The 22958-nt window shown below is 47.7% G+C and carries 14 protein-coding genes, 2 rRNA genes, 1 CRISPR repeat array and 1 riboswitch; of the genes, 14 read left to right on the top strand and 2 right to left on the bottom strand.

What is annotated here, in order from left to right:
* Window positions 1-110: 110 nt before the first annotated feature.
* The 9 genes from fabR (at window position 111) to cas6f (ending at window position 10593) form a co-directional block, all read left to right on the top strand.
* Complete coding sequence (gene fabR, locus EA26_RS00080) at window positions 111-752, top strand: HTH-type transcriptional repressor FabR (protein ID WP_039422081.1); 642 nt, start codon at window positions 111-113, stop codon at window positions 750-752.
* Complete coding sequence (locus EA26_RS00075) at window positions 752-1123, top strand: YijD family membrane protein (protein WP_039422076.1); 372 nt, start codon at window positions 752-754, stop codon at window positions 1121-1123. Before fabR ends, EA26_RS00075 begins: the two co-directional genes overlap by 1 nt.
* A gap of 156 nt (window positions 1124-1279) precedes the next feature.
* A complete protein-coding gene (locus EA26_RS00070) occupies window positions 1280-2122 on the top strand; it encodes a BrxR family transcriptional regulator (RefSeq protein WP_502620617.1) in 843 nt (280 codons plus the stop codon).
* Window positions 2123-2236: 114 nt separating this feature from the next.
* A complete protein-coding gene (gene cas1f / locus EA26_RS00065; RefSeq protein ID WP_039422068.1) occupies window positions 2237-3226 on the top strand; it encodes a type I-F CRISPR-associated endonuclease Cas1f in 990 nt (329 codons plus the stop codon).
* A complete protein-coding gene (gene cas3f / locus EA26_RS00060; RefSeq protein WP_039422065.1) occupies window positions 3223-6612 on the top strand; it encodes a type I-F CRISPR-associated helicase Cas3f in 3390 nt (1129 codons plus the stop codon). Before cas1f ends, cas3f begins: the two co-directional genes overlap by 4 nt.
* Window positions 6597-7949 (top strand): type I-F CRISPR-associated protein Csy1, encoded by a 1353-nt coding sequence (gene csy1, locus EA26_RS00055; RefSeq protein ID WP_039422062.1) that lies wholly within the window; start codon window positions 6597-6599, stop codon window positions 7947-7949. Before cas3f ends, csy1 begins: the two co-directional genes overlap by 16 nt.
* A 1-nt stretch (window position 7950) precedes the next feature.
* Window positions 7951-8943: a type I-F CRISPR-associated protein Csy2 gene (csy2, locus tag EA26_RS00050; protein WP_039422060.1), complete on the top strand. Its 993-nt coding sequence runs from the start codon at window positions 7951-7953 to the stop codon at window positions 8941-8943.
* A gap of 18 nt (window positions 8944-8961) precedes the next feature.
* Window positions 8962-9945, top strand: coding sequence for a type I-F CRISPR-associated protein Csy3 (gene csy3 / locus EA26_RS00045; protein WP_039422057.1), 984 nt, complete (start codon window positions 8962-8964; stop codon window positions 9943-9945).
* A 9-nt stretch (window positions 9946-9954) separates the two neighbouring features.
* Window positions 9955-10593, top strand: a complete 639-nt coding sequence (gene cas6f, locus EA26_RS00040; protein ID WP_039422054.1) for a type I-F CRISPR-associated endoribonuclease Cas6/Csy4 — start codon at window positions 9955-9957, stop codon at window positions 10591-10593.
* 155 nt (window positions 10594-10748) lie between these two features.
* Window positions 10749-13358: a CRISPR direct-repeat array (repeat unit 28 nt; unit sequence GTTCACTGCCGCACAGGCAGCTTAGAAA).
* 137 nt (window positions 13359-13495) lie between these two features.
* Here cas6f and trmA read toward each other — a convergent pair.
* Complete coding sequence (gene trmA / locus EA26_RS00035) at window positions 13496-14605, bottom strand: tRNA (uridine(54)-C5)-methyltransferase TrmA (protein WP_039422051.1); 1110 nt, start codon at window positions 14603-14605, stop codon at window positions 13496-13498.
* Window positions 14606-14756: 151 nt separating this feature from the next.
* Window positions 14757-14953: riboswitch (cobalamin riboswitch) on the top strand.
* A 41-nt stretch (window positions 14954-14994) separates the two neighbouring features.
* Between trmA and EA26_RS00030 the strand changes: the two genes are divergently transcribed.
* Genes EA26_RS00030 through murI form a run of 3 tightly spaced genes read left to right on the top strand, consistent with a single transcriptional unit; the run spans window position 14995 to window position 18416 of the window.
* The gene (locus EA26_RS00030) at window positions 14995-16845 is read left to right on the top strand and encodes a TonB-dependent receptor domain-containing protein (RefSeq protein WP_039422047.1); all 1851 of its coding nucleotides are present in this window, start codon (window positions 14995-14997) and stop codon (window positions 16843-16845) included.
* A 40-nt stretch (window positions 16846-16885) separates the two neighbouring features.
* The gene (locus EA26_RS00025; RefSeq protein ID WP_039428647.1) at window positions 16886-17548 is read left to right on the top strand and encodes a Dph6-related ATP pyrophosphatase; all 663 of its coding nucleotides are present in this window, start codon (window positions 16886-16888) and stop codon (window positions 17546-17548) included.
* Window positions 17549-17558: 10 nt separating this feature from the next.
* The gene (gene murI / locus EA26_RS00020) at window positions 17559-18416 is read left to right on the top strand and encodes a glutamate racemase (RefSeq protein WP_052079780.1); all 858 of its coding nucleotides are present in this window, start codon (window positions 17559-17561) and stop codon (window positions 18414-18416) included.
* On the opposite strand, the gene EA26_RS00015 is transcribed toward murI, so the two are convergent.
* Entirely contained in the window at window positions 18370-18840 is a 471-nt protein-coding gene (locus EA26_RS00015; protein ID WP_039422044.1) for an RNA recognition motif domain-containing protein, read from the bottom strand. The two genes, murI and EA26_RS00015, sit on opposite strands and share 47 nt — an antisense overlap.
* A 532-nt stretch (window positions 18841-19372) precedes the next feature.
* On the opposite strand from EA26_RS00015, the gene EA26_RS00010 reads away from it, so the two are divergent.
* Together EA26_RS00010 and EA26_RS00005 are read left to right on the top strand one after the other, a co-directional pair.
* A 16S ribosomal RNA gene (locus EA26_RS00010) occupies window positions 19373-20917 on the top strand.
* Between the two features lie 307 nt (window positions 20918-21224).
* Window positions 21225-22958, top strand: a 23S ribosomal RNA gene (locus EA26_RS00005); the annotation flags it as partial.

The following is a 22958-nucleotide window of genomic DNA, read 5'->3' as shown; positions in this document are numbered from 1 at the left end:
CACCGCCAGTAGTAACGTGCATGCCGTGCAGAGTCTATGACTTATCGGCACGTGCGATTCGCGTTATATTAGCGGCCAGAGACCAACACAGAACAAGAGCAAACGTCATCATGAAGTCAATGGGTATCCGCGCGCAGCAAAAAGAGAAAACTCGTCGTTCCCTTATCGACGCCGCCTTCAGCCAACTGAGCGCTGATCGCAGTTTCTCCAACCTCAGCTTGCGTGAAGTGGCCAGAGAAGCGGGTATCGCCCCCACCTCGTTTTACCGCCACTTTAAAGACATGGACGAGCTTGGCCTGACCATGGTGGATGAAGGCGGATTGCTATTACGTCAACTGATGCGCCAAGCACGCCAGCGAATCGCCAAAGAGGGCAGTGTGATCAGAACGTCGGTCGAGACGTTTATGGAATTTATTGAGAGCAGCCCGAACGTGTTTCGCTTGTTACTGCGAGAGCGCTCAGGCACTTCCGCGGAGTTTCGCGCTGCGGTTGCCCGCGAAATACAACATTTTGCCGCTGAATTGACCGAATACCTTACCAGCACCGGGATGAGCCGTGATGAAGCGCTAGCTCAGGCAGAAGCGTCGGTCATCTTAGTGTTTAGCTCAGGTGCTGAAGCTTTGGATTTAGATCGACGTGAACGCGACGAACTCGCCGAGCGTCTGATCATGCAACTGCGAATGGTCGCCAAAGGGGCGTACTGGTATCGCAAAGAACGTGAACGTAACCGATTAAAAGGTGAAATAGAATAATGTCGAATGAAAACAAAGCGCTTTCGCGCAGCTCTGAAAAGAAAACCCTCGTATTGGCACTGATTACCGGAATGTGCGGCAACGCCATTCTTTCTTGGTTGACCATGAGTGAAGTCACTTTCTCGATTTTCCCGCTGATCGCCTTGGTGCTGGCCGTTCAAGCGCTTTACCAAGAGTATCTCAACCATCCAGTATCGGAAGACATTCCGCTGGTGGGCCTAGCGTGCTTCTTTGTCGGTGCCTTCGGTCACTCGGCGTTTGTTAAAGCGCAATACCCAGAGGCGGGCTCAAACTTCTTTGCCATCATGGTAGCGCTAGTGCTACTAGCTTGGATTGGCAAAAAACTCGGCTACCTGCGCCGCGCCGCATAAGATTAAGCTGAAAGCAGCCAATAAAAAACGAGCCAAGCGGCTCGTTTTTTATTGTTCCTAAAGATTATTATTCGCTTTGTTATTTAGTGTCGAAATTATCACGAATACATCTGATTGATTATGCTACGTTATGCCCATTGTTAGACGATAGGCAGATTGAACTTGACCATACACACTCTTCAAGAACGGCATCGGTTTTTAGAAATGCTTGCCTTGTGGCAAGGCTATGTTCGCAACAAAGATCTGGTCGATCAGTTTTCGATTACCCGCCAACAAGCCTATCAGGATATCCGAGCCTACCAAGAGCAACATCCTGAACGGTTAAAGAAGATGACTTCTGGCCCTTATCAATTTAGCGCGCAATATCTCTCTGAAGCCCCCAAACACTCGCTAGAGCACTATTTGCAATGGCTCAGCACGGGTCAGTTTTACGCGCCTCAGTCATCATTCAATGCCGCACTGGGTGAGCAATGCTCCGTTCCACAGCGTTATGTTGCACCACAGGTGATTGCCGCGCTAACGGCAGCGATTCGTCAGCAAAAACGGCTTGAGCTTGGCTATGTGTCACTGTCCAATCCCGAATGGGAAGGGCGAATTTTCCACCCCCATACCTTGGTCAAAACCGGCTTGCGTTGGCATGTCCGTGGTTACTGTGAAAAATCGCAGGGCTATCGCGATTTGGTCTTAAGCCGCTGCCGTGGCGATGCTGAGTTACTCGATGCTTCAGAGCACACCAAAGAGGATGATCGGGTTTGGAATACGCAGGTGGGTTTAATTTTCGCCCCTGATCCACGTTTAAATGACGAGCAAAAAGAAGTCATCGCCCACGATTACCAAATGGAAAACGGACAACTGCGCATAACCACACGTGCCGCGTTGGTCGATTACCTACTCAAAGAGATGCAAGTCAAAACCCACTATCTCGAAGGCACGCCAGAAGCCCAACAACTGATTTTAGTTAATCCACGCGACGTCAAACCTTGGTTATTTGAACGTTAAAACTCAGCCAAACCACGATTAGGTAAAGTCACTTTACCTGAATAAATGCGCAGGATTGAGCTTAGGAAACAGATGCATAAAGTGGATGCATAACCGTCAAGCATGGAGCAAAAAATGGACGATCTCTCACCCTCTGATCTTAAAGTCATCCTGCACTCAAAGCGCGCCAATATGTATTACTTGGAATATTGCCGTGTGATGCAAAAAGATGGCCGCGTGCTCTACTTGACCGAAGCCGACAAAGAAAACCTCTACTTCAATATTCCGATTGCCAACACCACCGTACTCATGCTCGGCAATGGCACCTCCATTACTCAAGCCGCCATGCGCATGCTCTCACAGGCTGGCGTATTGGTCGGATTTTGTGGCGGCGGTGGCACGCCGCTGCACATGGCTTGCGAGGTCGAATGGTTCACGCCGCAGAGCGAATATCGTCCAACAGAATACTTACAAGGCTGGCTCTCATTCTGGTTTGATGATGAAAAGCGCTTGGCCGCCGCCAAACAATTTCAAAACGCACGGATTGATTACTTGCAGCGTGTTTGGCGATCAGACCGAGAATTAACCCACGAGAAATTTAATCTACAAGATGAAGTAATAAAGCAATCTCTTGATACCTTTCACCAACGTACTGAAGCCGCGAGTAAACCAGCCGATCTGCTCCTCACGGAAGCGCAGCTCACCAAAGCCCTGTACAAGTACGCCGCCAATAACACAGGCAAAGAAGGCTTTACGCGCCAGCATCAGCCAGACAAAAAATCCACCGACAAAGCCAACGATTTTCTCAATCACGGCAACTACTTAGCCTATGGGCTTGCGGCAAGCTGCCTGTGGGTGCTTGGTATTCCGCACGGCTTTGCTGTCATGCATGGCAAAACCCGCCGTGGCGCCTTGGTATTTGATGTCGCGGACTTAATCAAAGATGCCATTGTGCTGCCGTGGGCTTTTGTTTGCGCCAAAGAGAACGCCAGCGAACAAGAGTTTCGCCAACAAATTCTGCAAGCCTTCATCGAACACAAAGCGCTCGATTATATGTTCGACACAGTGAAAAACATCGCACTGCAAGGCAAAGAGGAAGGAGAGCGCGAGGCACACCAATTATGATGGTCACCTTTGTCAGTCAATGCGAGAAAAACGCCCTCAAGAAAACCCGCCGTGTACTGGATGCTTTCGCCAACCGCATTGGTGATAACACTTGGCAAACCCTCATCACCGAAGAAGGGCTACTCACGGTGAAAAAAATGCTTCGCCAAACCGCCAGCCGTAGTACCGCAGTCAGTTGCCACTGGATCCGCTCCCGTTCGCGCAGCCAGTTTTTGTGGGTGGTGGGGAATAGACGGAAATTTAATTTGCAAGGCGTAGTACCCGTCAATAGAACGGCGCTAAATCTTGAACACAAAGAATGGGAACAAGGGTGGCAGTTTAATGAAGTCATATTGCTGGCAGCAAGCTTAGCAGGTTTGTTTCATGACTTCGGTAAAGCCAACAACTTATTTCAAGCTAAACTAGCCGGAAAAACCAAGCAAAAAGGTGAACCCTATCGTCATGAATGGGTATCACTGAGGTTATTTGAAGCCCTTGTAAAATATAAAACAGACGAAGTTTGGCTCACAGAACTGGCAACGCTTTCTGCTACACAAGCGGCAGAGTTAGAGCAATCTATGCTCAGAAATTTGTGCAAAGATCACGAAAAACAGCAACGTGTGTTTGAGCATTTATCGCCTTTGGCAAAGCTTGTCGCTTGGTTAGTGGTGTCACACCACAGACTGCCCTTAGATCACCGCTGCGAATCACGAATAGAACAAATGGATCAATGGTTAAACACATGCGCTTCCAGCCATTGGAATTCAGCCAATGCCCTTGATTTAAATATTTACACTGCAGAAGCGGTTACGCAAAACTGGCTGTTTGAATTTGGCACACCTTTATTAAGCCGTACTTGGCAAAATAAGGCACAAAAACTGGCGATAAGAGCATTAAAAAATCCGATTTTTAGCGCTAAGAACTCAGATTGGTTAGGCCAAAGCTTTGTTGCCCATATTGCGCGAATGAGTTTGATGCTGGCAGACCACTATTATTCATCATTGCCTATTGAAAAATGTAAAACGGCATGGCGTGACATAAATTACCAACCTATTGCAAATACAGATAAAACAGCAAGCGCGGGAAAAAGTTCGGCGAAGCAACAGCTTGATGAACACAACATTGGCGTAGCGTCTAATGCGCAGCGTTTTATTCAAAATTTACCAGCGCTTAAAATGACTTTGCCCGCTATTACGCAACACAGGTTGTTTACTAAAAGTGCCGATCAAGCAAAGTATCGTTGGCAAGATAAAGCGTTTGGCGAAATTAAAACGGTTGCAAAAGAATCCGAAAAAAGAGGTTTTTTTGGAGTCAATATGGCGTCAACTGGCTGCGGTAAAACCATTGCAAATGCTCGTATCATGTACGCTATGGCTGACGAAAGGGAGGGCTGCCGATTTTCAGTAGCATTGGGATTGAGAACGCTCACCTTACAAACGGGAGATGCCTACAGAGATCTTTTAAAATTAGGCGATGATGAGCTGGCGGTACTTGTTGGCTCTCAAGCGGTAAAAACCCTTCATCAGTTAAGCAAAGAACAAGAAATCGTTGGGTCTGGGAGTGAATCGGCGGATGACTTATTCGCTGACCTTTATGTTAGCTACCAAGGTCAAATTTACGATGGTCGGCTCAAGCATTGGCTAAGCAGTAGCCCCAAGCTAGAGCAGCTAGTTAGTGCTCCTGTTGTTGTCAGCACGATAGATCATTTAATGCCAGCGACTGAAAGTAAGCGCGGCGGTAAGCAGATCGCACCTATGCTACGTTTGTTAACCTCCGATTTAGTGCTCGACGAGCCAGATGACTTTGGTTTAGAAGATTTACCAGCATTGTGCCGTTTGGTGAACTGGGCGGGGATGCTTGGCTCTCGAGTGCTACTGTCATCGGCTACCTTGCCACCAGCATTGATTAAAAATCTATTTGATGCCTATCAAAGTGGAAGGCAACAGTTTAATCAAGCGCAGTTTGGCGACAATCAAAATGGCTCTGTGGTGTGCGCATGGATTGACGAGTTTTCGAGTATAACAAAAGAAATCAGTGACAAAGACAGTTACCTTGAGCAACACAAAATCTATGTAGATAAGCGCATTGCAAAACTGCAAAAACAGCAGAAAGTGTTGAGGAAAGGCCAGATTATTAAACTAGAGCCAGCGAAAGCGAGTTCCGTGTATCAACAAGTCGCTCAGACGATTTACACCAACATGCATCGACTACACGCTGCGCACCATACACAAAGCCCATGTGGTAAAAAGGTGTCGCTAGGGGTAGTGCGACTGGCAAACATTAATCCCATGGTCGCCACGGCAAAAGCACTGCTTGCGATGCCAGCCATGCCAGATCATGAAATATATTATTGTGTGTACCATTCTCAATATCCTTTGGCACTTCGCTCTTATAAAGAAACACGCCTCGATACTATATTGTCACGTCATAATGAGAGTGATCTTTGGCAGCAGCCAGAAATTAACAAGGCATTAAAAGCCAGCAAAGCAAATAACTTAGTTTTTGTGGTCATGGGTACGTCGGTAGTAGAAGTTGGACGTGACCACGATTATGACTGGGCAATAGCTGAGCCAAGCTCAATGCGATCATTGATCCAACTGGCAGGCCGTATTCAACGCCACCGCCAACAAGTGCCAAGCGATAATAATTTGTATGTGCTGAATCAGAATATTCGCGCTCTGAATGGTGAATCAACGGCCTATTGTAAACCCGGCTTTGAAAGTAAAGCCTTGCCGCTTGCTGAGCACGATCTTAATCATTTGCTGGATACGGAGCTTGAAAATATATCGGCGATATCGCGCATCACTGAGCCAAATTTCAAGGGTGGAGATTTTATGTTTAACGCTCATTGCGCTGGTAAACAAGCCAATAAAGTGACGAACTTTTTGGTGCAAGAGCATAGAGCGCTGAGATTTACGTTAGAAAAGATAGGCGGAGATAATTATCAAAAGCAGTTTTACCGTAACGACAAAGAAGCCAACCTTTGGTGGCGCTCAACTCACCCACATGATGCCCACTGGAATGCCGAATTTATTCGCCAAACGGAATTTAGACAATCGCAGCCACAAGAAGCGTTTGTTTTGCGCGTCGAAGATGAGGCGCTATGTTGGAGCCAACTCGATACCAGCAAAAAACCGTATTGTTACGTCAGCAAAGAAACGCGTTTTACACAAGATAACCCCCCTTTAGCACAGGGGTGTCATTGGTGGTTTTCACACAGTGTGCTCGATACTTACCAGCATTACGCTAATGCACTTAATTTAACCTTACAACGGGCCAGTGAACAACTCGGCGAAGTGAGTTTGCGGGCAGAACAAAATGAACAATCTATTACTTGGAGTTGGCACCCACAACTGGGTATTTATCAGGATATAACAACGAAGGAAGACGAATGGACAACACCTTGAGCGATGCCATTGCCGATTATATCGAGCAACGCAAGCAAACTAAGCTCGAGCCACTTTTAAAAGCCTTAAACAAAGTGCTCGATAAAAGCGACGATCCGGTTGAGATAGCAAAAGCTAAAGCCGATTATGCAGCGCAAGCAACGCCAATCGAAGAGGCGTTTAAACCTGCAATTTGGTTAACTGATGCCGCAAAACGCGCCAAGCAAATTAGTTTGGCGACTCATGCTGCAAAATTTACTCACAGTGATGCTAAAGCTAGCAGCATGTTAGTGACACAGCATGAGGTAAATAGCGGTTATGTAACAACAACCTGCCTCAAAACAAAAGCCATCGATGCGGTAGGTAATGCGGCTGCGCTTGATGTGGCAAAATTATTAAAAATAGAAGTAGCAGGCGAGAGTTTAGTAACGCAATTACAAGCGAATCACCTTAGTGCTTTAAAACCCTTTACCCAAGATGAGGCGCTGTTAAACGAATGGCAATCGGGCTTTAATGAAGCGCTGGGCGATGCAAAGCTCGCCGGACATACTTTAACCAAGCAGCTGTATTACCCGGTGAAGCAAGGTAACCAAGCTGTACAGGCATATCACTTATTAGTGCCATTAACCTCTTCAGCACTAGCCCATAAACTGCATAATGCAATTACTCAAACCCGTTTTGGCGATGAAGCTAAAGCAATAAAAGAAGCGCGTAAAAAAGGGCATTATCATCCACAAGACTCTGTCAGTTTTGTCGCTACTGCTATTCAGAATTTTGGAGGCTCAAAGCCACAAAATATCTCGCAGTTAAATAGTGAGCGTTATGGGCAAAGTTTTTTACTCAATTGTGCGCCGCCTACGTACCAAGCCCAGATCACATCGCCAGCTCAACAGACAAGCTTTTTTAATCGAGAGTTCAGCTATCAAACAGCGCAACACATTAGAGAATTTAAAGCATTTTTAGCCAACTTAAAGGACAGTGACCGCAACTTTAAAACCCGTTATAAGCGTGACTTCTGGTACACACAGCCCATATTAGACACCCTGTTTGAACGTGCAGCTTTACTGCAGAACCAAACCGAAATAACAGGCTGGGCGACAGAGCCTTCAGCCAAAATGAAAAAAGCACATCGATTGTGGCTTGATGTATTTAATCGTCACTCTGCATTTCAAGCAGAGCGTGAAAAAGGGGAATGGTTAGAGGAAGTTGCCCACGACTTTGCCACTTGGCTGCTGAGAAAGTTAGAAAACAAAGATGTCTATATCCTAGGAGATAATGAACATCACTACTTCAAAAAATTGTGTTTTCAGCAGTTACAAGCGTTTGAACGGCATACGCCAAAATGGGGAGGTCAATAAAATGAGCCAATATGTATTAATTAAAAAGCTCAATGTGCAAAACGCTAACGCCATTGCAGGGCTTACCTATGGTTTTCCTGCAATCACCCACTTTTTAGGCTTCACACATGCCCTTTCTAGGAAGTTACCGTCAACCTTGAATGTTTATTTAGGTGGTGTCGTGGTAGTGAGTCACAAAAATCAAGTCCATGCTCGTCAACCCAAAGGGTGGGGAGATTTTGTTTTTGCACTAACACGTAACCCGCTTACTCACCAAGGTAAAACGGCCCCGATTAATGAAGAAGGCCGTATGAATATGCAAATATCTTTATTAATTGAAGTAAAAGGGTTAGTGGCAGGTGACACACTCACAGAAGTCGAGCTTAAAGCTCAGCTTAATCAGTTGATCCCAACCTTAAGGTTGGCAGGTGGGCAAATACTCGGGTTTGAATCTTGCGAACTGTTAAATACTGAAGAAAAGCAAGCCTATGCAGTGCGTCGTTTAATGCCGGGGTTTGTGCTTATCGATCGCCATGAATATCTCGCTGAGCATTATGAGCAATTAAAAGTGGAGCAAGATGATGCTTGTTTATTCGATGCATGGTGCGATTTTGTTAAGTTAACCTATCGTGCCAGTCAAACTGAATCCGAACAAGCTGAAGAGAATAGCGATACAGAGACGAGAGCCATCAAAGCGCAGTGGAGCTATGTAGCCAAACCAAAGCCGGGCTATCTAGTGCCTATTGCCACTGGCTATTGTGCCATTTCTCCCTTATATACATCCGGCGAAGTGGCCAACGTCCGAGACAATACTGTGCCTGTGACTTTTGCTGAAACAGCATACAGTGTGGGGGAGTGGCTAAGTGTACACCGACTCTCAAACATTGAAACTGCACTATGGCATTACACCGACAATCACCCTTGGTACATTGCGACCACAAATAACGTTATACAACCCATCATTGATCCTGGCTTCATCGATAGCGAAGCGGCATTTAACCCAGATGATTTTTAAGAATATGGAGATTTAACTATGGCAGACGTAAAACTAACAACCCCTTCGGTATTAGCTTTTGAAGCGAAATTACTCCCTTCTGATGCACTAATGTTTGCAGGCAACATGAATGAAGCCACTTGGCTGCCTATTCTTGTGGGTGAAAAAGCCGTTCGAGGCACGATTTCTAACCGTCTAAAGGCAGCAACGGCCAATGATCCTGCAAAATTAGATGCCGAAGTATCAAAAGCGAATTTACAAACCGTTGATGTTGCCGCGTTACCTCATAATTGCGACACGCTTAAACTAGTTTTCACCCTACGTATATTAAGTGGTTTACATGTGCCGTCTACCTGTAATGATCCCGCTTACCAAGCGGCACTCGGTGAGATCGTAAAGCAGTACCAAATAGAAACGGAATTTAAAGAGCTGGCAAAGCGCTATGCTCACAATATCGCAAATGGGCGCTTTTTATGGCGTAATCGCGTTGGCGCTGAGCAAGTTAAAGTTGTCGTGAGCGTGGGTGAAAAGCAATTTAGCTTTGATAGCTACGAGTTTAGTTTAAGAGACTTTGACAGCGGTGAAAAACTGAACGAGTTAGCTCAAATTATTCAGCAAGGTTTGATTGAACGTCATGCATTGATCAAAGTCGAGGCTTATAGCCAATTAGGGCAAGGTCAAGCAGTTTTCCCTTCACAAGAGTTAGTGATGGGGGGAGGTAAAGGCGATAAGAGCAAGTTTTTATATCAACTTGATGGTCAGGCAGCAATGCACTCGCAAAAAATTGGCAATGCCCTGAGAACCATTGATACATGGCACCCGCAAGCCGATGAAATAGGTGCGATTGCCGTAGAACCTTACGGCTCAGTCACGAATCGTGGCGCAGCATATCGCCAGCCAAAGGAAAAAACTGACTTTTATAACTTGTTAGATGCTTGGCTACTAAAAGGAAAAACACCATCGTTGGAGCAGCAACATTATGTCATGGCGATGCTGATCCGCGGTGGTGTGTTTGGTGAATAAGGAGTTGTCATGAACTACTACCAAGAAATCACCTTGTTACCAGAGGCAGAAATACCTCTTGCCTTTCTTTGGCAAAATGTCTTTCAACAAGTGCACATTGCTTTGGTGGAGCACAAAGTGGCGAGCAACCAATCTCTGGTTGCGGTCGGTTTTCCTGATTATCGTCAAGCAAAGTTTCCGCTCGGCGCTAAGCTGCGTCTATTTGCAAAAGAGCAAGCGACACTGGAAAAGTTGGCTATCCACCGCTGGCTAACTCGGCTTGAAGACTATGTGCACATCAAAGGGATCAAACCCGTACCAAACGGTGTAACTTACGTAAGTTTTGTACGCAAGCAGGTGAAATCGCCCGAGCGAATAGAACGGGATATGCAGCAAAAAGCAGCCCTATGGGCAGCAAAATCCGGCAAACCGCTGGTGGAATGTTTAGCGGATTTGCAACAAAGCAAGCCGACAGCATTGTGCTCTTTGCCGTTTATTTACTTGCATAGCCAGCAAACCAAGCAGCGCTCACCAGACAAAAACAGCAAGTTCCCGCTGTTTATTGAGATGCAGCAGCAAAGCACATCACAAGATGGGAGCTTCGATTGCTATGGTTTGAGTAGCAAAGCGAATGGGCAGTCAATGTTGGCTACCGTACCGCATTTTTAAAATGAACGAAAAAGGGTAGTTTTTACCCTTTATTTTTGCTCTTTAAAAATGTGCTTTAAATACAAATGGTTGCAACAGGCGGTTTTTAACAAGGTAAAAAGATGATTTTTATCCTAACATTCTGTTGCAGCTTATTTTTATCGCTTTATTCTATTGTTCACTGCCGCACAGGCAGCTTAGAAATTTTGGCTTGAATGGGCCCTTGTAAATCTCGGGTTCACTGCCGCACAGGCAGCTTAGAAAATGCCAAGCACAAAAACAGGTTTAGCCATTTGGTTCACTGCCGCACAGGCAGCTTAGAAACTAGCGGGGGCGTTTTTCTTCGGGAAGTTACGAGTTCACTGCCGCACAGGCAGCTTAGAAAAGAAAAGGCGATATCGAAAATAGGCTGGGCTAGTTCACTGCCGCACAGGCAGCTTAGAAATATCCTGATGAAAATGGCGCTTTCAGCTAAGTGTTCACTGCCGCACAGGCAGCTTAGAAACTGCGGGCATTATATGGGCACGTTTAGCACTAGTTCACTGCCGCACAGGCAGCTTAGAAAACCGACTGAGCTCGGGCGCGACAATCTGAGGGGTTCACTGCCGCACAGGCAGCTTAGAAAATGAGTGTCTAGGGTGGATGCGACCAAATCATGTTCACTGCCGCACAGGCAGCTTAGAAACTGCTCATCGAAACTTTCACAAGCATCATAGCGTTCACTGCCGCACAGGCAGCTTAGAAAAATCGTGAAGCGACCAAGGCGGACGACGAGAAGTTCACTGCCGCACAGGCAGCTTAGAAAAACAGAAAGCAACACAAGAACGCCACTATGAAGTTCACTGCCGCACAGGCAGCTTAGAAACTACGGCTCCGCCTACCCGCTGGACAACTCACGTTCACTGCCGCACAGGCAGCTTAGAAAACATTGGCACATACCGTTAGTGACAGCCGTTTGTTCACTGCCGCACAGGCAGCTTAGAAAAGAGTTACCAATCCATTAAAGGGGGGAATTTTGTTCACTGCCGCACAGGCAGCTTAGAAAAATAGCACTCCCACTCTTAAGAGTAAAATACCGTTCACTGCCGCACAGGCAGCTTAGAAATGCTCAAAGGCACGTTCTTGCTCTGCCACCGAGTTCACTGCCGCACAGGCAGCTTAGAAAAATCTGGTACTTGCTCACAACAGGATTACTTAGTTCACTGCCGCACAGGCAGCTTAGAAAAAGCCAGCCTAACCGCTGGCTGTTTATCGCTTGTTCACTGCCGCACAGGCAGCTTAGAAATTGGTCGGCTTGGTGACGATCCAACTGTAAGAGTTCACTGCCGCACAGGCAGCTTAGAAAATTATACCGGCGGGTAAGCAAGTTACCCAGGAGTTCACTGCCGCACAGGCAGCTTAGAAATCTCTGAATCCAGCCAATATCGTCACTTGCTCGTTCACTGCCGCACAGGCAGCTTAGAAAAATATGGATGATAGCGAGTTTGAGCAAGTCTATGTTCACTGCCGCACAGGCAGCTTAGAAATGTTAGCCACTCCAGACCGCTTTCAAAATACGGTTCACTGCCGCACAGGCAGCTTAGAAACAGATAATGAGGCTATGATATTTGCGTGTTTAGTTCACTGCCGCACAGGCAGCTTAGAAATAGCAGGTCCTCATTGCGATTCGGCCACCAAAGTTCACTGCCGCACAGGCAGCTTAGAAAAGTAAAATTGACCGCCTAGCACGCCAGTGCAAGTTCACTGCCGCACAGGCAGCTTAGAAAGACAATTCCGCCGTGAACAAAACCTCCGGCGTGTTCACTGCCGCACAGGCAGCTTAGAAAGTCAAGTTACTCAGCAATTACGACGACACAGAGTTCACTGCCGCACAGGCAGCTTAGAAACCGCTGCGCTGAGCTGCGGCAGTCCGCGTTCTGTTCACTGCCGCACAGGCAGCTTAGAAACAACGAAAAATTTACATCGGTTGCGTTTTTTGGTTCACTGCCGCACAGGCAGCTTAGAAAACCATAGGCGCGGAGGTATCGCGGTTTATCAAGTTCACTGCCGCACAGGCAGCTTAGAAATAGCGCAGCGGATTGATCTCTGAACTCATCAAGTTCACTGCCGCACAGGCAGCTTAGAAATCGCCTGAGGGGATTTCTTTATCTCCGCAAATGTTCACTGCCGCACAGGCAGCTTAGAAACCGATCAATTTAAAGCCATGAGTTTTGCTTACGTTCACTGCCGCACAGGCAGCTTAGAAATTGATGCAATGAGTGCAGAAGAATTCACTCGCGTTCACTGCCGCACAGGCAGCTTAGAAAGCTACAATCTTTGCGCATGTCTTTTGCAGCTCGTTCACTGCCGCACAGGCAGCTTAGAAATGCTCAGTGTCGAACACTCGCACCCATGGCCAGTTCACTGCCGCACAGGCAGCTTAGAAAATGCGAGCTAGGCGTAAACCCATTTGTTAACCGTTCACTGCCGCACAGGCAGCTTAGAAATTGCCGGAGTCGGCGGAAAAACCGTCGAAGAAGTTCACTGCCGCACAGGCAGCTTAGAAAACGCTGAAAGCTTCCACAAAGTCCGTCAACTTGTTCACTGCCGCACAGGCAGCTTAGAAAGTTTAGCACTTTAGTGCAGTCGATCGGCTCTAGTTCACTGCCGCACAGGCAGCTTAGAAATCGACATGCCAGCGACCGATGCCAACGCCAGTGTTCACTGCCGCACAGGCAGCTTAGAAAATGCAGAGAGTGCAAAAAGGAAGTGGCTACTGGTTCACTGCCGCACAGGCAGCTTGGAAAACAAAAACGCCACGAGCAAAGCTGGTGGCGTTAGCATCAATTCTAATCTAATCATAGCAATCGAGCATTTTAGATGCGCCCGTACCCCAAGCCGTACCCAGAGCGATTTTTGCTACAATTAAAAACCGTTTTAACCTTTATTTAATGCGCTCTAACATCACACCCGCTTCCATGTGATGGGTGTAAGGGAACTGGTCAAACAGAGCGAAACGGGTAATGGTGTGGGTTTCGCTCAGGATTTCGAGGTTCTCGAGCAGGGTATCTGGGTTGCAGGAGATGTACAAAATGCGCTCATAGCCTTGCACCATTTTACAGGTGTCTACATCCATACCTGCGCGTGGAGGGTCGACAAAAATCGTATTGCAGTTGTAGCTCTTCAAATCTACGCCCGCATCTTTAAGGCGGCGAAACTCGCGTTTGCCTTCCATCGCTTCGGTAAACTCTTCCGCTGACATACGGATGATCTGTACGTTCTCAATTTTGTTGGCGGCAATGTTGTATTGCGCCGATTCCACCGATGGTTTTGCCAGCTCTGTAGCCAGCACGCGTTCAAAGTTTTGCGCCAGCGCTAGGGAGAAATTGCCGTTGCCGCAGTAAAGTTCCAGCAAATCGCCTTGGCTCTCTTGGGTGCAGTCAACCGCCCATGCCAGCATTTTTTCCGCGACTTTGCCGTTTGGCTGCGTGAAACTGTTTTCCACTTGTTGGTAGATATAAGGCTTGCCGTTTACATCCAGCTTCTCGATCACGTAGTCGCGGTCGAGGACAATTTTCATTTTACGCGCACGGCCAATCAGATTGAGGTTAAACCCTTCGTCGTTTAGGCGTTGTTTCAGCGTTTTGGCGTTTTCGATCCAAGCGTCGTCCAATTGACGATGGTAAAGCAGCGAAACGAGAATCTCGCCGCTCAATGTGGAGAGGAAGTCGACTTGGAACAGTTTACGGCGCAGTGATTCATTGCCTTGCATGGCTTCGATAAGCAGTGGCATTAAATCGTTGATCAGGCGACTGGCGGCGGGGAACTGGTCCACACGGTATTTTTCGCGTGTCTCTTGATTGAACATGATGTAATACATCTCGTCCCCTTCGTGCCACACACGAAACTCTGCGCGCATGCGGTAATGCTGCTCAGGGGACTCAAACACTTCCAGCTCTGGAGCTTGGTAAGGTGCGAACATATCGGTTAAACGTTGCACTTTTTCTGCCAACTGAGCTTGGTAGCGCTGTGGGTTTACATCAAGAGTCGCCATGAATAGTTACCTTTTGGGTGCGTAAAAATAAAGAGCGCAGATTTTATTCAATCCCTCGTCATTGTCCAGCCTCAAGGAAAAATTGATTGGGGCTGCTGTGTAAAAATATCACTTAATCCAATTGTCGCTGGACAAATAATCAATCACTTAATAGTATGCGCTTCAAGCTGGTGCTATCTGGAAGTATAGATGGCTGAAAAGGGAATCCGGTGTGAATCCGGAACTGACGCGCAGCGGTAATAGAGAACGAAAGCTTAATAGGACACTGCACTAGGAATCGTGTGGGAAGTCGAGTGAGTAGGTTAACAGCTCTTGAGTCCGAATACCTGCCAGCAGCTAGGCCTTGTATGTAGAGGCTTGGTGGGATTTACGCGATTTAGGATTACAACATGAAAAAGTCTCTTCTGGCGATCTCAGTAGCATCGCTGCTTACCCCTATCTCTTATTTACAGGCCAAAGAAGTTCGAGCGAATGATACCGTTGTCGTGACGGCGAATCGCTTTGAGCAGGATCAGGCCTCAGTTCTATCTGCAACGACGGTTATTGCGCGCGAGGAGATTGCAGAGTATCAAGCCAACTCTTTGGTCGAAGTGTTGCGTCGTGTTCCTGGAGTGGAAATCGGCCAAAATGGTGGCCGAGGCCATAAAGCTTCTGTCTTTATGCGTGGTACCAACAGCGGCCATGTTCTGGTTTTGGTGGATGGCGTGTGGGTGAACTCTGCCGCGGGTGGCGTGGAGATCAATCATTTTCCACTTGGCTTGGTTGAACGCTTGGAAGTGATTCGTGGCCCTGGTGCCGCTGTGTATGGCTCCGATGCCGTCGGTGGCGTGATCAACATTATTACTCGTTCTCATCGTGGAAATAGTCTCAAGCAAGTAACTGTTGGGGTTGGCAGCAACCAATCTCGTAAAGGAGAGGTCGTCGCAAAGGCGGATGTGAACGAGCAGGGGCATCTACAACTGGCGGCTGGTTTTGAGAAAACCGATGGTTACGATATAAAAAGCATCCAGACAGGCGTGGACTATGGTTACGAAAACCAGAATCTGATGGGTGGCTATGAACATCGCTTCAATGAGAACTGGCTGGGGTATCTATCAGCTAGCTGGTTTGCCAGCGATGTGGAATACAACTCTTTCGGTACGCTTAACCACGGTTTCTCCGACAATCAGAGTTTTACTGGCCAGTTGAACTATGAAGGCAGCAAGCTGAGGAGTTTGCTTTCTCTTAATTATCAACAAACCGATACGCGCGATTACAGCCAAAGTGAAGGTAAGGACAACGCCAGCACGCGAGCGAATATTGATCTCACTCAGATTCAATGGGCCAACCTTTATCAGTTGAATGACTACATTCAGTTGGGCGGCGGGATTGATGCACGTCGTGAATCGCTTGACGATGATGCACTAAATTACGGTTTTGCGCATGCATTGGCGGGAGAGAGCCGTGATACCAAAGGAGCGTTTGCATCGGGCCGATTCACGGTGAACAACTGGGTTGTTGAAGCCAACGTGCGTTATGACAAGCATGATAAGTATGACGACTACACAACGTGGTCGCTCGCAACGGGGTATCAAATCAACTCGAACTACCGAGTGAGAGCGAGCTACGGAACGGCATTCAAGGCACCGACATACACCCAATTATCAACGTCGCCAGATCTTCAGCCGGAAAAGTCGAAAAATGCCGAAGTTGGGTTTGATGCAACATATTCTCTGGCTCGAGTGAGTTTGTCGGCGTACGACAACAAAGTTGATAACCTGATCATTTGGTATTCAGATCCAAACGGCGCTATTTGTGATGTGGTGAATTTTGGTGGCTGTTCATTGAATACAGACGCGCGTATCAAAGGTGTGGAATTGGATGTTAACTTTGACACGGGTCCAGTTAACCATACGCTAGTGGCCGAATTTAAAGATCATGAAGATGATAACGGTGTTCAGTTGGCTCGCCGTGCGAAACAGAACTACAAGTGGATCACGTCGGCGCAATTCGGTGACTTTGACTTGAGCACGACCTATACCTTTACAGGTAAACGTCTGGATTTGCCAAAAGCAGAGGCAACCGCCGATGATTACCTCCCATCCACGAACTTGTGGGATGTCTCAGTGGGGTACTGGGTAAGTGACACGTTTATTGTTCGCACTCGTGTTGAAAACCTATTTAACGAACAGTACGAAACGGCAGGCGGTTATCGTTCTCCAGAAAGAGCGTATTACTTGAATGCGAGTTACCAGTTTTAACCTTAAGCCGCCTTCGGGCGGTTTTGTTTTAGGTCATCAAATGCAAAAAAAGAACGTTGTGGTTAGCTGGTCTTCCGGTAAGGATTCGACCTTAACCTTATTAAGGCTGCTTGAGGACCCTGCTTATCAAGTGGTCGCACTTTATACGACGTACGTTGGCAGCGAAGTCCCTTTTCAGGCAACGCCGCTAGCGGTAGTTGAAAAGCAAGCGGAGTTGATGGGGCTTCCTTTGATCAAAATCGCCCTGCCCGGCGTGTTTCCTCCCAATCCAATCTATCAAAGCACTATTGTCTCTGGGCTTAAAGCATCGGGGGTGGCAATTGATGCGGTGGCGTTTGGTGACATGTTTTGCAACGGTATCGCTGAGTATCGGCGCAGCTATATTGAACCGGCTGGCTGGCAATGTCTTTTTCCTTTGATGGGAGAATCGAGCCGAATGCTGGCTAACGAAATTCTCAACAGGGGCATTAAAACAATCCTTGTCACGACGGATGGAGAATCCCTTTCATCGCAGTGGTGTGGGCGCTTGTATAACCAGTCACTACTGAATGATCTTCCTGCACACATCGATCCGTGCGGCGAGAATGGAGAGTTTCATACCTTAGTGGTTAATGCGCCTTGTTTTCGAGAAGAAATCTTACTCACTCTGCTGGATAAAGAGAGCGATGGCCGCTTCACCTATCAAAGATATCGGATGCGCTAATTGCCAAATCATGGCGAGAGAGTATGATCTGAGCGTTTTTCATCAGCGGAATGGTCGAGTGAAGCGTTTTAGTCAGCCCAATGTACTCATCTTTGACTCGGGAGTCGGAGGTCTATCGGTATTTCAGGAAATCAAAAAACTGCTACCGACGCTGAACTACTACTACGTTTTTGACAACGAAGCTTATCCCTATGGCGAACTGTTGCAAGAGACGCTGATTGCTAGGGTCAATGCGCTTGTGATCAAAATGACGCAGCAGTTTGCAATTGATCTCGTGGTCATTGCTTGTAATACCGCGAGTACCATTGTTCTGCCGAGTTTAAGATCCGCGCTAGCCGTACCTGTGGTTGGCGTCGTGCCTGCCATTAAGCCTGCGTCGTTGCTCGCAAGCCGTGCGGTCGGACTTATCGCAACGCCCGCGACAGTGACTCGGCAATACACTCATGATTTGATCCGTGATTTTGTCAAAGAGAAAGAGGTGGAACTGCTTGGGTCGACGCGGTTAGTTGATATCGCCGAAGAGAAACTGCGAGGTCGAGCGATCGATCTGCAAGAACTGTCCGACATCTTGCAACCAATGCGCAATAAAGTCGACGTCGCCGTCTTAGGCTGTACACATTTCCCACTGATAAAAGAAGAGATCCAGCAGGTGCTCGGAGAAGAAATCGCGCTGGTGGATTCAGGTCAGGCGATTGCAAGAAGAGTACAAGCTTTGCTACCCGCTCTGGAAGCATGGCAAAACGGCCAAACGTGGCGCATTTTCAGTACAGCGCAGCCCTGGGAAGAGCAAGCGCTGAACCGTTCGGTAATGGATATGGGATTTAATCCGATAGAGGTGTATCCGCTTCCTGAGATTTCGGATCGTTAGCGATACGCACTTTCAGAGTTCTTTGGATGTATTCCTTCTCATTTAAAGCATCTACAGCTTGTTGTGCGTCGGTGCTTGCCATAACAACGAAACCAAATCCTCGTCGTTTACCCGTCCGTTTATCTTTCATCAGACGCACAGCATACACTTCTCCGTGCTGAGCGAAGAGTTGACGAATATCGGTTTCGTTCGACTTATAAGGTAGATTTCCTACATAAAGGGTTTTGGTCGCAATTGCGGGATCATCATTACTTGGTGTTGGTGTTGGTGTTGGTGTTGGTGTGTCGTTAAGAAAAGTGAAAATAAAAAACGTGCAGACGACACCAAGAACAAAACTAATCGCAGGAGAAGCGTCGACCTGCGTAAGAATGAGCCCACCCACTATGGCTAAAACTGCGCTCAGAATGGCTTTTTTATACGTCATATCTATTTACTACATAATGGAGAGAGAAAAGAGTTGTGACTATTAACAAAATAGACACAGAGATCTTACGTTTATGCTTGGCGTTTTTCCAACCAATTGCTGTGATGGGTTTCAAATGTGCTGAAAAAAACGACAAAAAACACCATTTTGCTGAATGTTTGAGCGTTCAAATAGAAAAATAGAAAAAAGTATTGCGCCCGAGAAACTTCTCCCTATAATGCCGCTTCACCGACACGGAGTGCGACGCAAGTCACAGCCGAGTTGGTGAAGAGAGAAAAAAGAAAGAAAAAACTTCTTGACTCTCAAGTATTACGGTGTAAGATACGCACCCCTGACGATGAAGCGGACTGTTCCGAAAGTCGTTGGAAAAGCTCTTTAACAATATAAACCTATCAATCTGTGTGGGCACTCGTTGATGATAATCGCAAAAGATTTATCAATGAACTGAGTGACCAATTTGATACTTCGGTATCGAGCACAGTCAATTCAACATTACATAGTAATGTTATCAGTATTCATTGAGCCAAAACTTTAATTGAAGAGTTTGATCATGGCTCAGATTGAACGCTGGCGGCAGGCCTAACACATGCAAGTCGAGCGGCAGCACAGAGAAACTTGTTTCTCGGGTGGCGAGCGGCGGACGGGTGAGTAATGCCTGGGAAATTGCCCTGATGTGGGGGATAACCATTGGAAACGATGGCTAATACCGCATGATGCCTACGGGCCAAAGAGAGGGACCTTCGGGCCTCTCGCGTCAGGATATGCCCAGGTGGGATTAGCTAGTTGGTGAGGTAAGGGCTCACCAAGGCGACGATCCCTAGCTGGTCTGAGAGGATGATCAGCCACACTGGAACTGAGACACGGTCCAGACTCCTACGGGAGGCAGCAGTGGGGAATATTGCACAATGGGCGCAAGCCTGATGCAGCCATGCCGCGTGTGTGAAGAAGGCCTTCGGGTTGTAAAGCACTTTCAGTTGTGAGGAAGGTGGTGTTGTGAATAGCAGCATCATTTGACGTTAGCAACAGAAGAAGCACCGGCTAACTCCGTGCCAGCAGCCGCGGTAATACGGAGGGTGCGAGCGTTAATCGGAATTACTGGGCGTAAAGCGCATGCAGGTGGTTTGCTAAGTCAGATGTGAAAGCCCCGGGCTCAACCTGGGAATTGCATTTGAAACTGGCAAACTAGAGTACTGTAGAGGGGGGTAGAATTTCAGGTGTAGCGGTGAAATGCGTAGAGATCTGAAGGAATACCGGTGGCGAAGGCGGCCCCCTGGACAGATACTGACACTCAGATGCGAAAGCGTGGGGAGCAAACAGGATTAGATACCCTGGTAGTCCACGCCGTAAACGATGTCTACTTGGAGGTTGTGGCCTTGAGCCGTGGCTTTCGGAGCTAACGCGTTAAGTAGACCGCCTGGGGAGTACGGTCGCAAGATTAAAACTCAAATGAATTGACGGGGGCCCGCACAAGCGGTGGAGCATGTGGTTTAATTCGATGCAACGCGAAGAACCTTACCTACTCTTGACATCCAGAGAATCTAGCGGAGACGCTGGAGTGCCTTCGGGAGCTCTGAGACAGGTGCTGCATGGCTGTCGTCAGCTCGTGTTGTGAAATGTTGGGTTAAGTCCCGCAACGAGCGCAACCCTTATCCTTGTTTGCCAGCGAGTCATGTCGGGAACTCCAGGGAGACTGCCGGTGATAAACCGGAGGAAGGTGGGGACGACGTCAAGTCATCATGGCCCTTACGAGTAGGGCTACACACGTGCTACAATGGCGCATACAGAGGGCGGCCAACTTGCGAAAGTGAGCGAATCCCAAAAAGTGCGTCGTAGTCCGGATTGGAGTCTGCAACTCGACTCCATGAAGTCGGAATCGCTAGTAATCGTGGATCAGAATGCCACGGTGAATACGTTCCCGGGCCTTGTACACACCGCCCGTCACACCATGGGAGTGGGCTGCAAAAGAAGTGGGTAGTTTAACCTTTCGGGGAGGACGCTCACCACTTTGTGGTTCATGACTGGGGTGAAGTCGTAACAAGGTAGCGCTAGGGGAACCTGGCGCTGGATCACCTCCTTATACGATGATTATTGCGATGAGTGTTCACACAGATTGATGGTTTTGAAGCAAATGCTTCGAGCTATTATTGCTCTTTAACAATTTGGAAAGCTGACAAAGTAATTTATCTTTATTGATAAATTACTTGTAAAGTTCTCAATGTTTGTCTTGATGACAAACACCAACAAAACACATTCAAGTGTTCTTGGGAATGTCACTTATAGTGACAATTCAAAATTGAGTCCGGCAAATCAATGCTATCTCGCTCATTCAAATAATGAGATAGCGAACTTTGGTTGTTTAAACAGAAGACCCTTTGGGGTTGTATGGTTAAGTGACTAAGCGTACACGGTGGATGCCTTGGCAGTCAGAGGCGATGAAGGACGTACTAACTTGCGATAAGCGGTGATGAGGCAGTAAGAGCCACTTGAGTCACCGATTTCCGAATGGGGAAACCCACTTACATAAGTAAGTATCGCTGCATGAATACATAGTGCAGCGAAGCGAACCGGGAGAACTGAAACATCTAAGTACCCCGAGGAAAAGAAATCAACCGAGATTCCGAAAGTAGCGGCGAGCGAAATTGGATTAGCCCTTAAGCTTTATATGCGTTAGACGAATGGTCTGGAAAGGCCAACGATACCGGGTGATAGTCCCGTAGTCATAGGCGCATGTTCAGTGAAATCGAGTAGGGCGGGACACGTGTTATCCTGTCTGAATATGGGGGGACCATCCTCCAAGGCTAAATACTCCTGACTGACCGATAGTGAACCAGTACCGTGAGGGAAAGGCGAAAAGAACCCCTGTGAGGGGAGTGAAATAGAACCTGAAACCGTGTACGTACAAGCAGTAGGAGCAGGCTTTGTCCTGTGACTGCGTACCTTTTGTATAATGGGTCAGCGACTTAATGTTAGTAGCAAGGTTAACCGCATAGGGGAGCCGTAGGGAAACCGAGTCTTAACTGGGCGTATAGTTGCTAGCATTAGACCCGAAACCGAGTGATCTAGCCATGGGCAGGTTGAAGGTTGAGTAACATCAACTGGAGGACCGAACCGACTAATGTTGAAAAATTAGCGGATGACTTGTGGCTAGGGGTGAAAGGCCAATCAAACTCGGAGATAGCTGGTTCTCCCCGAAAGCTATTTAGGTAGCGCCTCGGACGAATACTACTGGGGGTAGAGCACTGTTAAGGCTAGGGGGTCATCCCGACTTACCAACCCTTTGCAAACTCCGAATACCAGTAAGTACTATCCGGGAGACACACGGCGGGTGCTAACGTCCGTCGTGGAGAGGGAAACAACCCAGACCGCCAGCTAAGGTCCCAAATTACAGCTAAGTGGGAAACGATGTGGGAAGGCTTAGACAGCTAGGATGTTGGCTTAGAAGCAGCCATCATTTAAAGAAAGCGTAATAGCTCACTAGTCGAGTCGGCCTGCGCGGAAGATGTAACGGGGCTAAGTTGTAAACCGAAGCTGCGGCAATGTTCTTGGAACATTGGGTAGGGGAGCGTTCTGTAAGCCGTTGAAGGTGTGTTGTAAAGCATGCTGGAGGTATCAGAAGTGCGAATGCTGACATGAGTAACGACAAGGGGGGTGAAAAACCTCCCCGCCGGAAGACCAAGGGTTCCTGTCCAACGTTAATCGGGGCAGGGTGAGTCGACCCCTAAGGCGAGGCCGAAAGGCGTAGTCGATGGGAAACGGGTTAATATTCCCGTACTCGATCAAATTGCGATGGGGGGACGGAGAAGGCTAGGTGGGCCTGGCGACGGTTGTCCAGGTTCAAGTGCGTAGGCTGAGTGTTTAGGTAAATCCGGACACTCGATAGGCTGAGACACGACGTCGAGCTACTACGGTAGTGAAGTCATTGATGCCATGCTTCCAGGAAAAGCCTCTAAGCTTCAGATTTGATGGAATCGTACCCCAAACCGACACAGGTGGTCGGGTAGAGAATACCAAGGCGCTTGAGAGAACTCGGGTGAAGGAACTAGGCAAAATGGTACCGTAACTTCGGGAGAAGGTACGCTCTTGATGGTGAAGTCCCTCGCGGATGGAGCTGACGAGAG

The sequence above is a fragment of the Vibrio navarrensis genome (assembly GCF_000764325.1).
GTDB lineage: Bacteria > Pseudomonadota > Gammaproteobacteria > Enterobacterales > Vibrionaceae > Vibrio > Vibrio navarrensis.
Note: the sequence above shows the minus strand (reverse complement) of the source record. Positions and strands in the feature narration are given on the sequence as shown.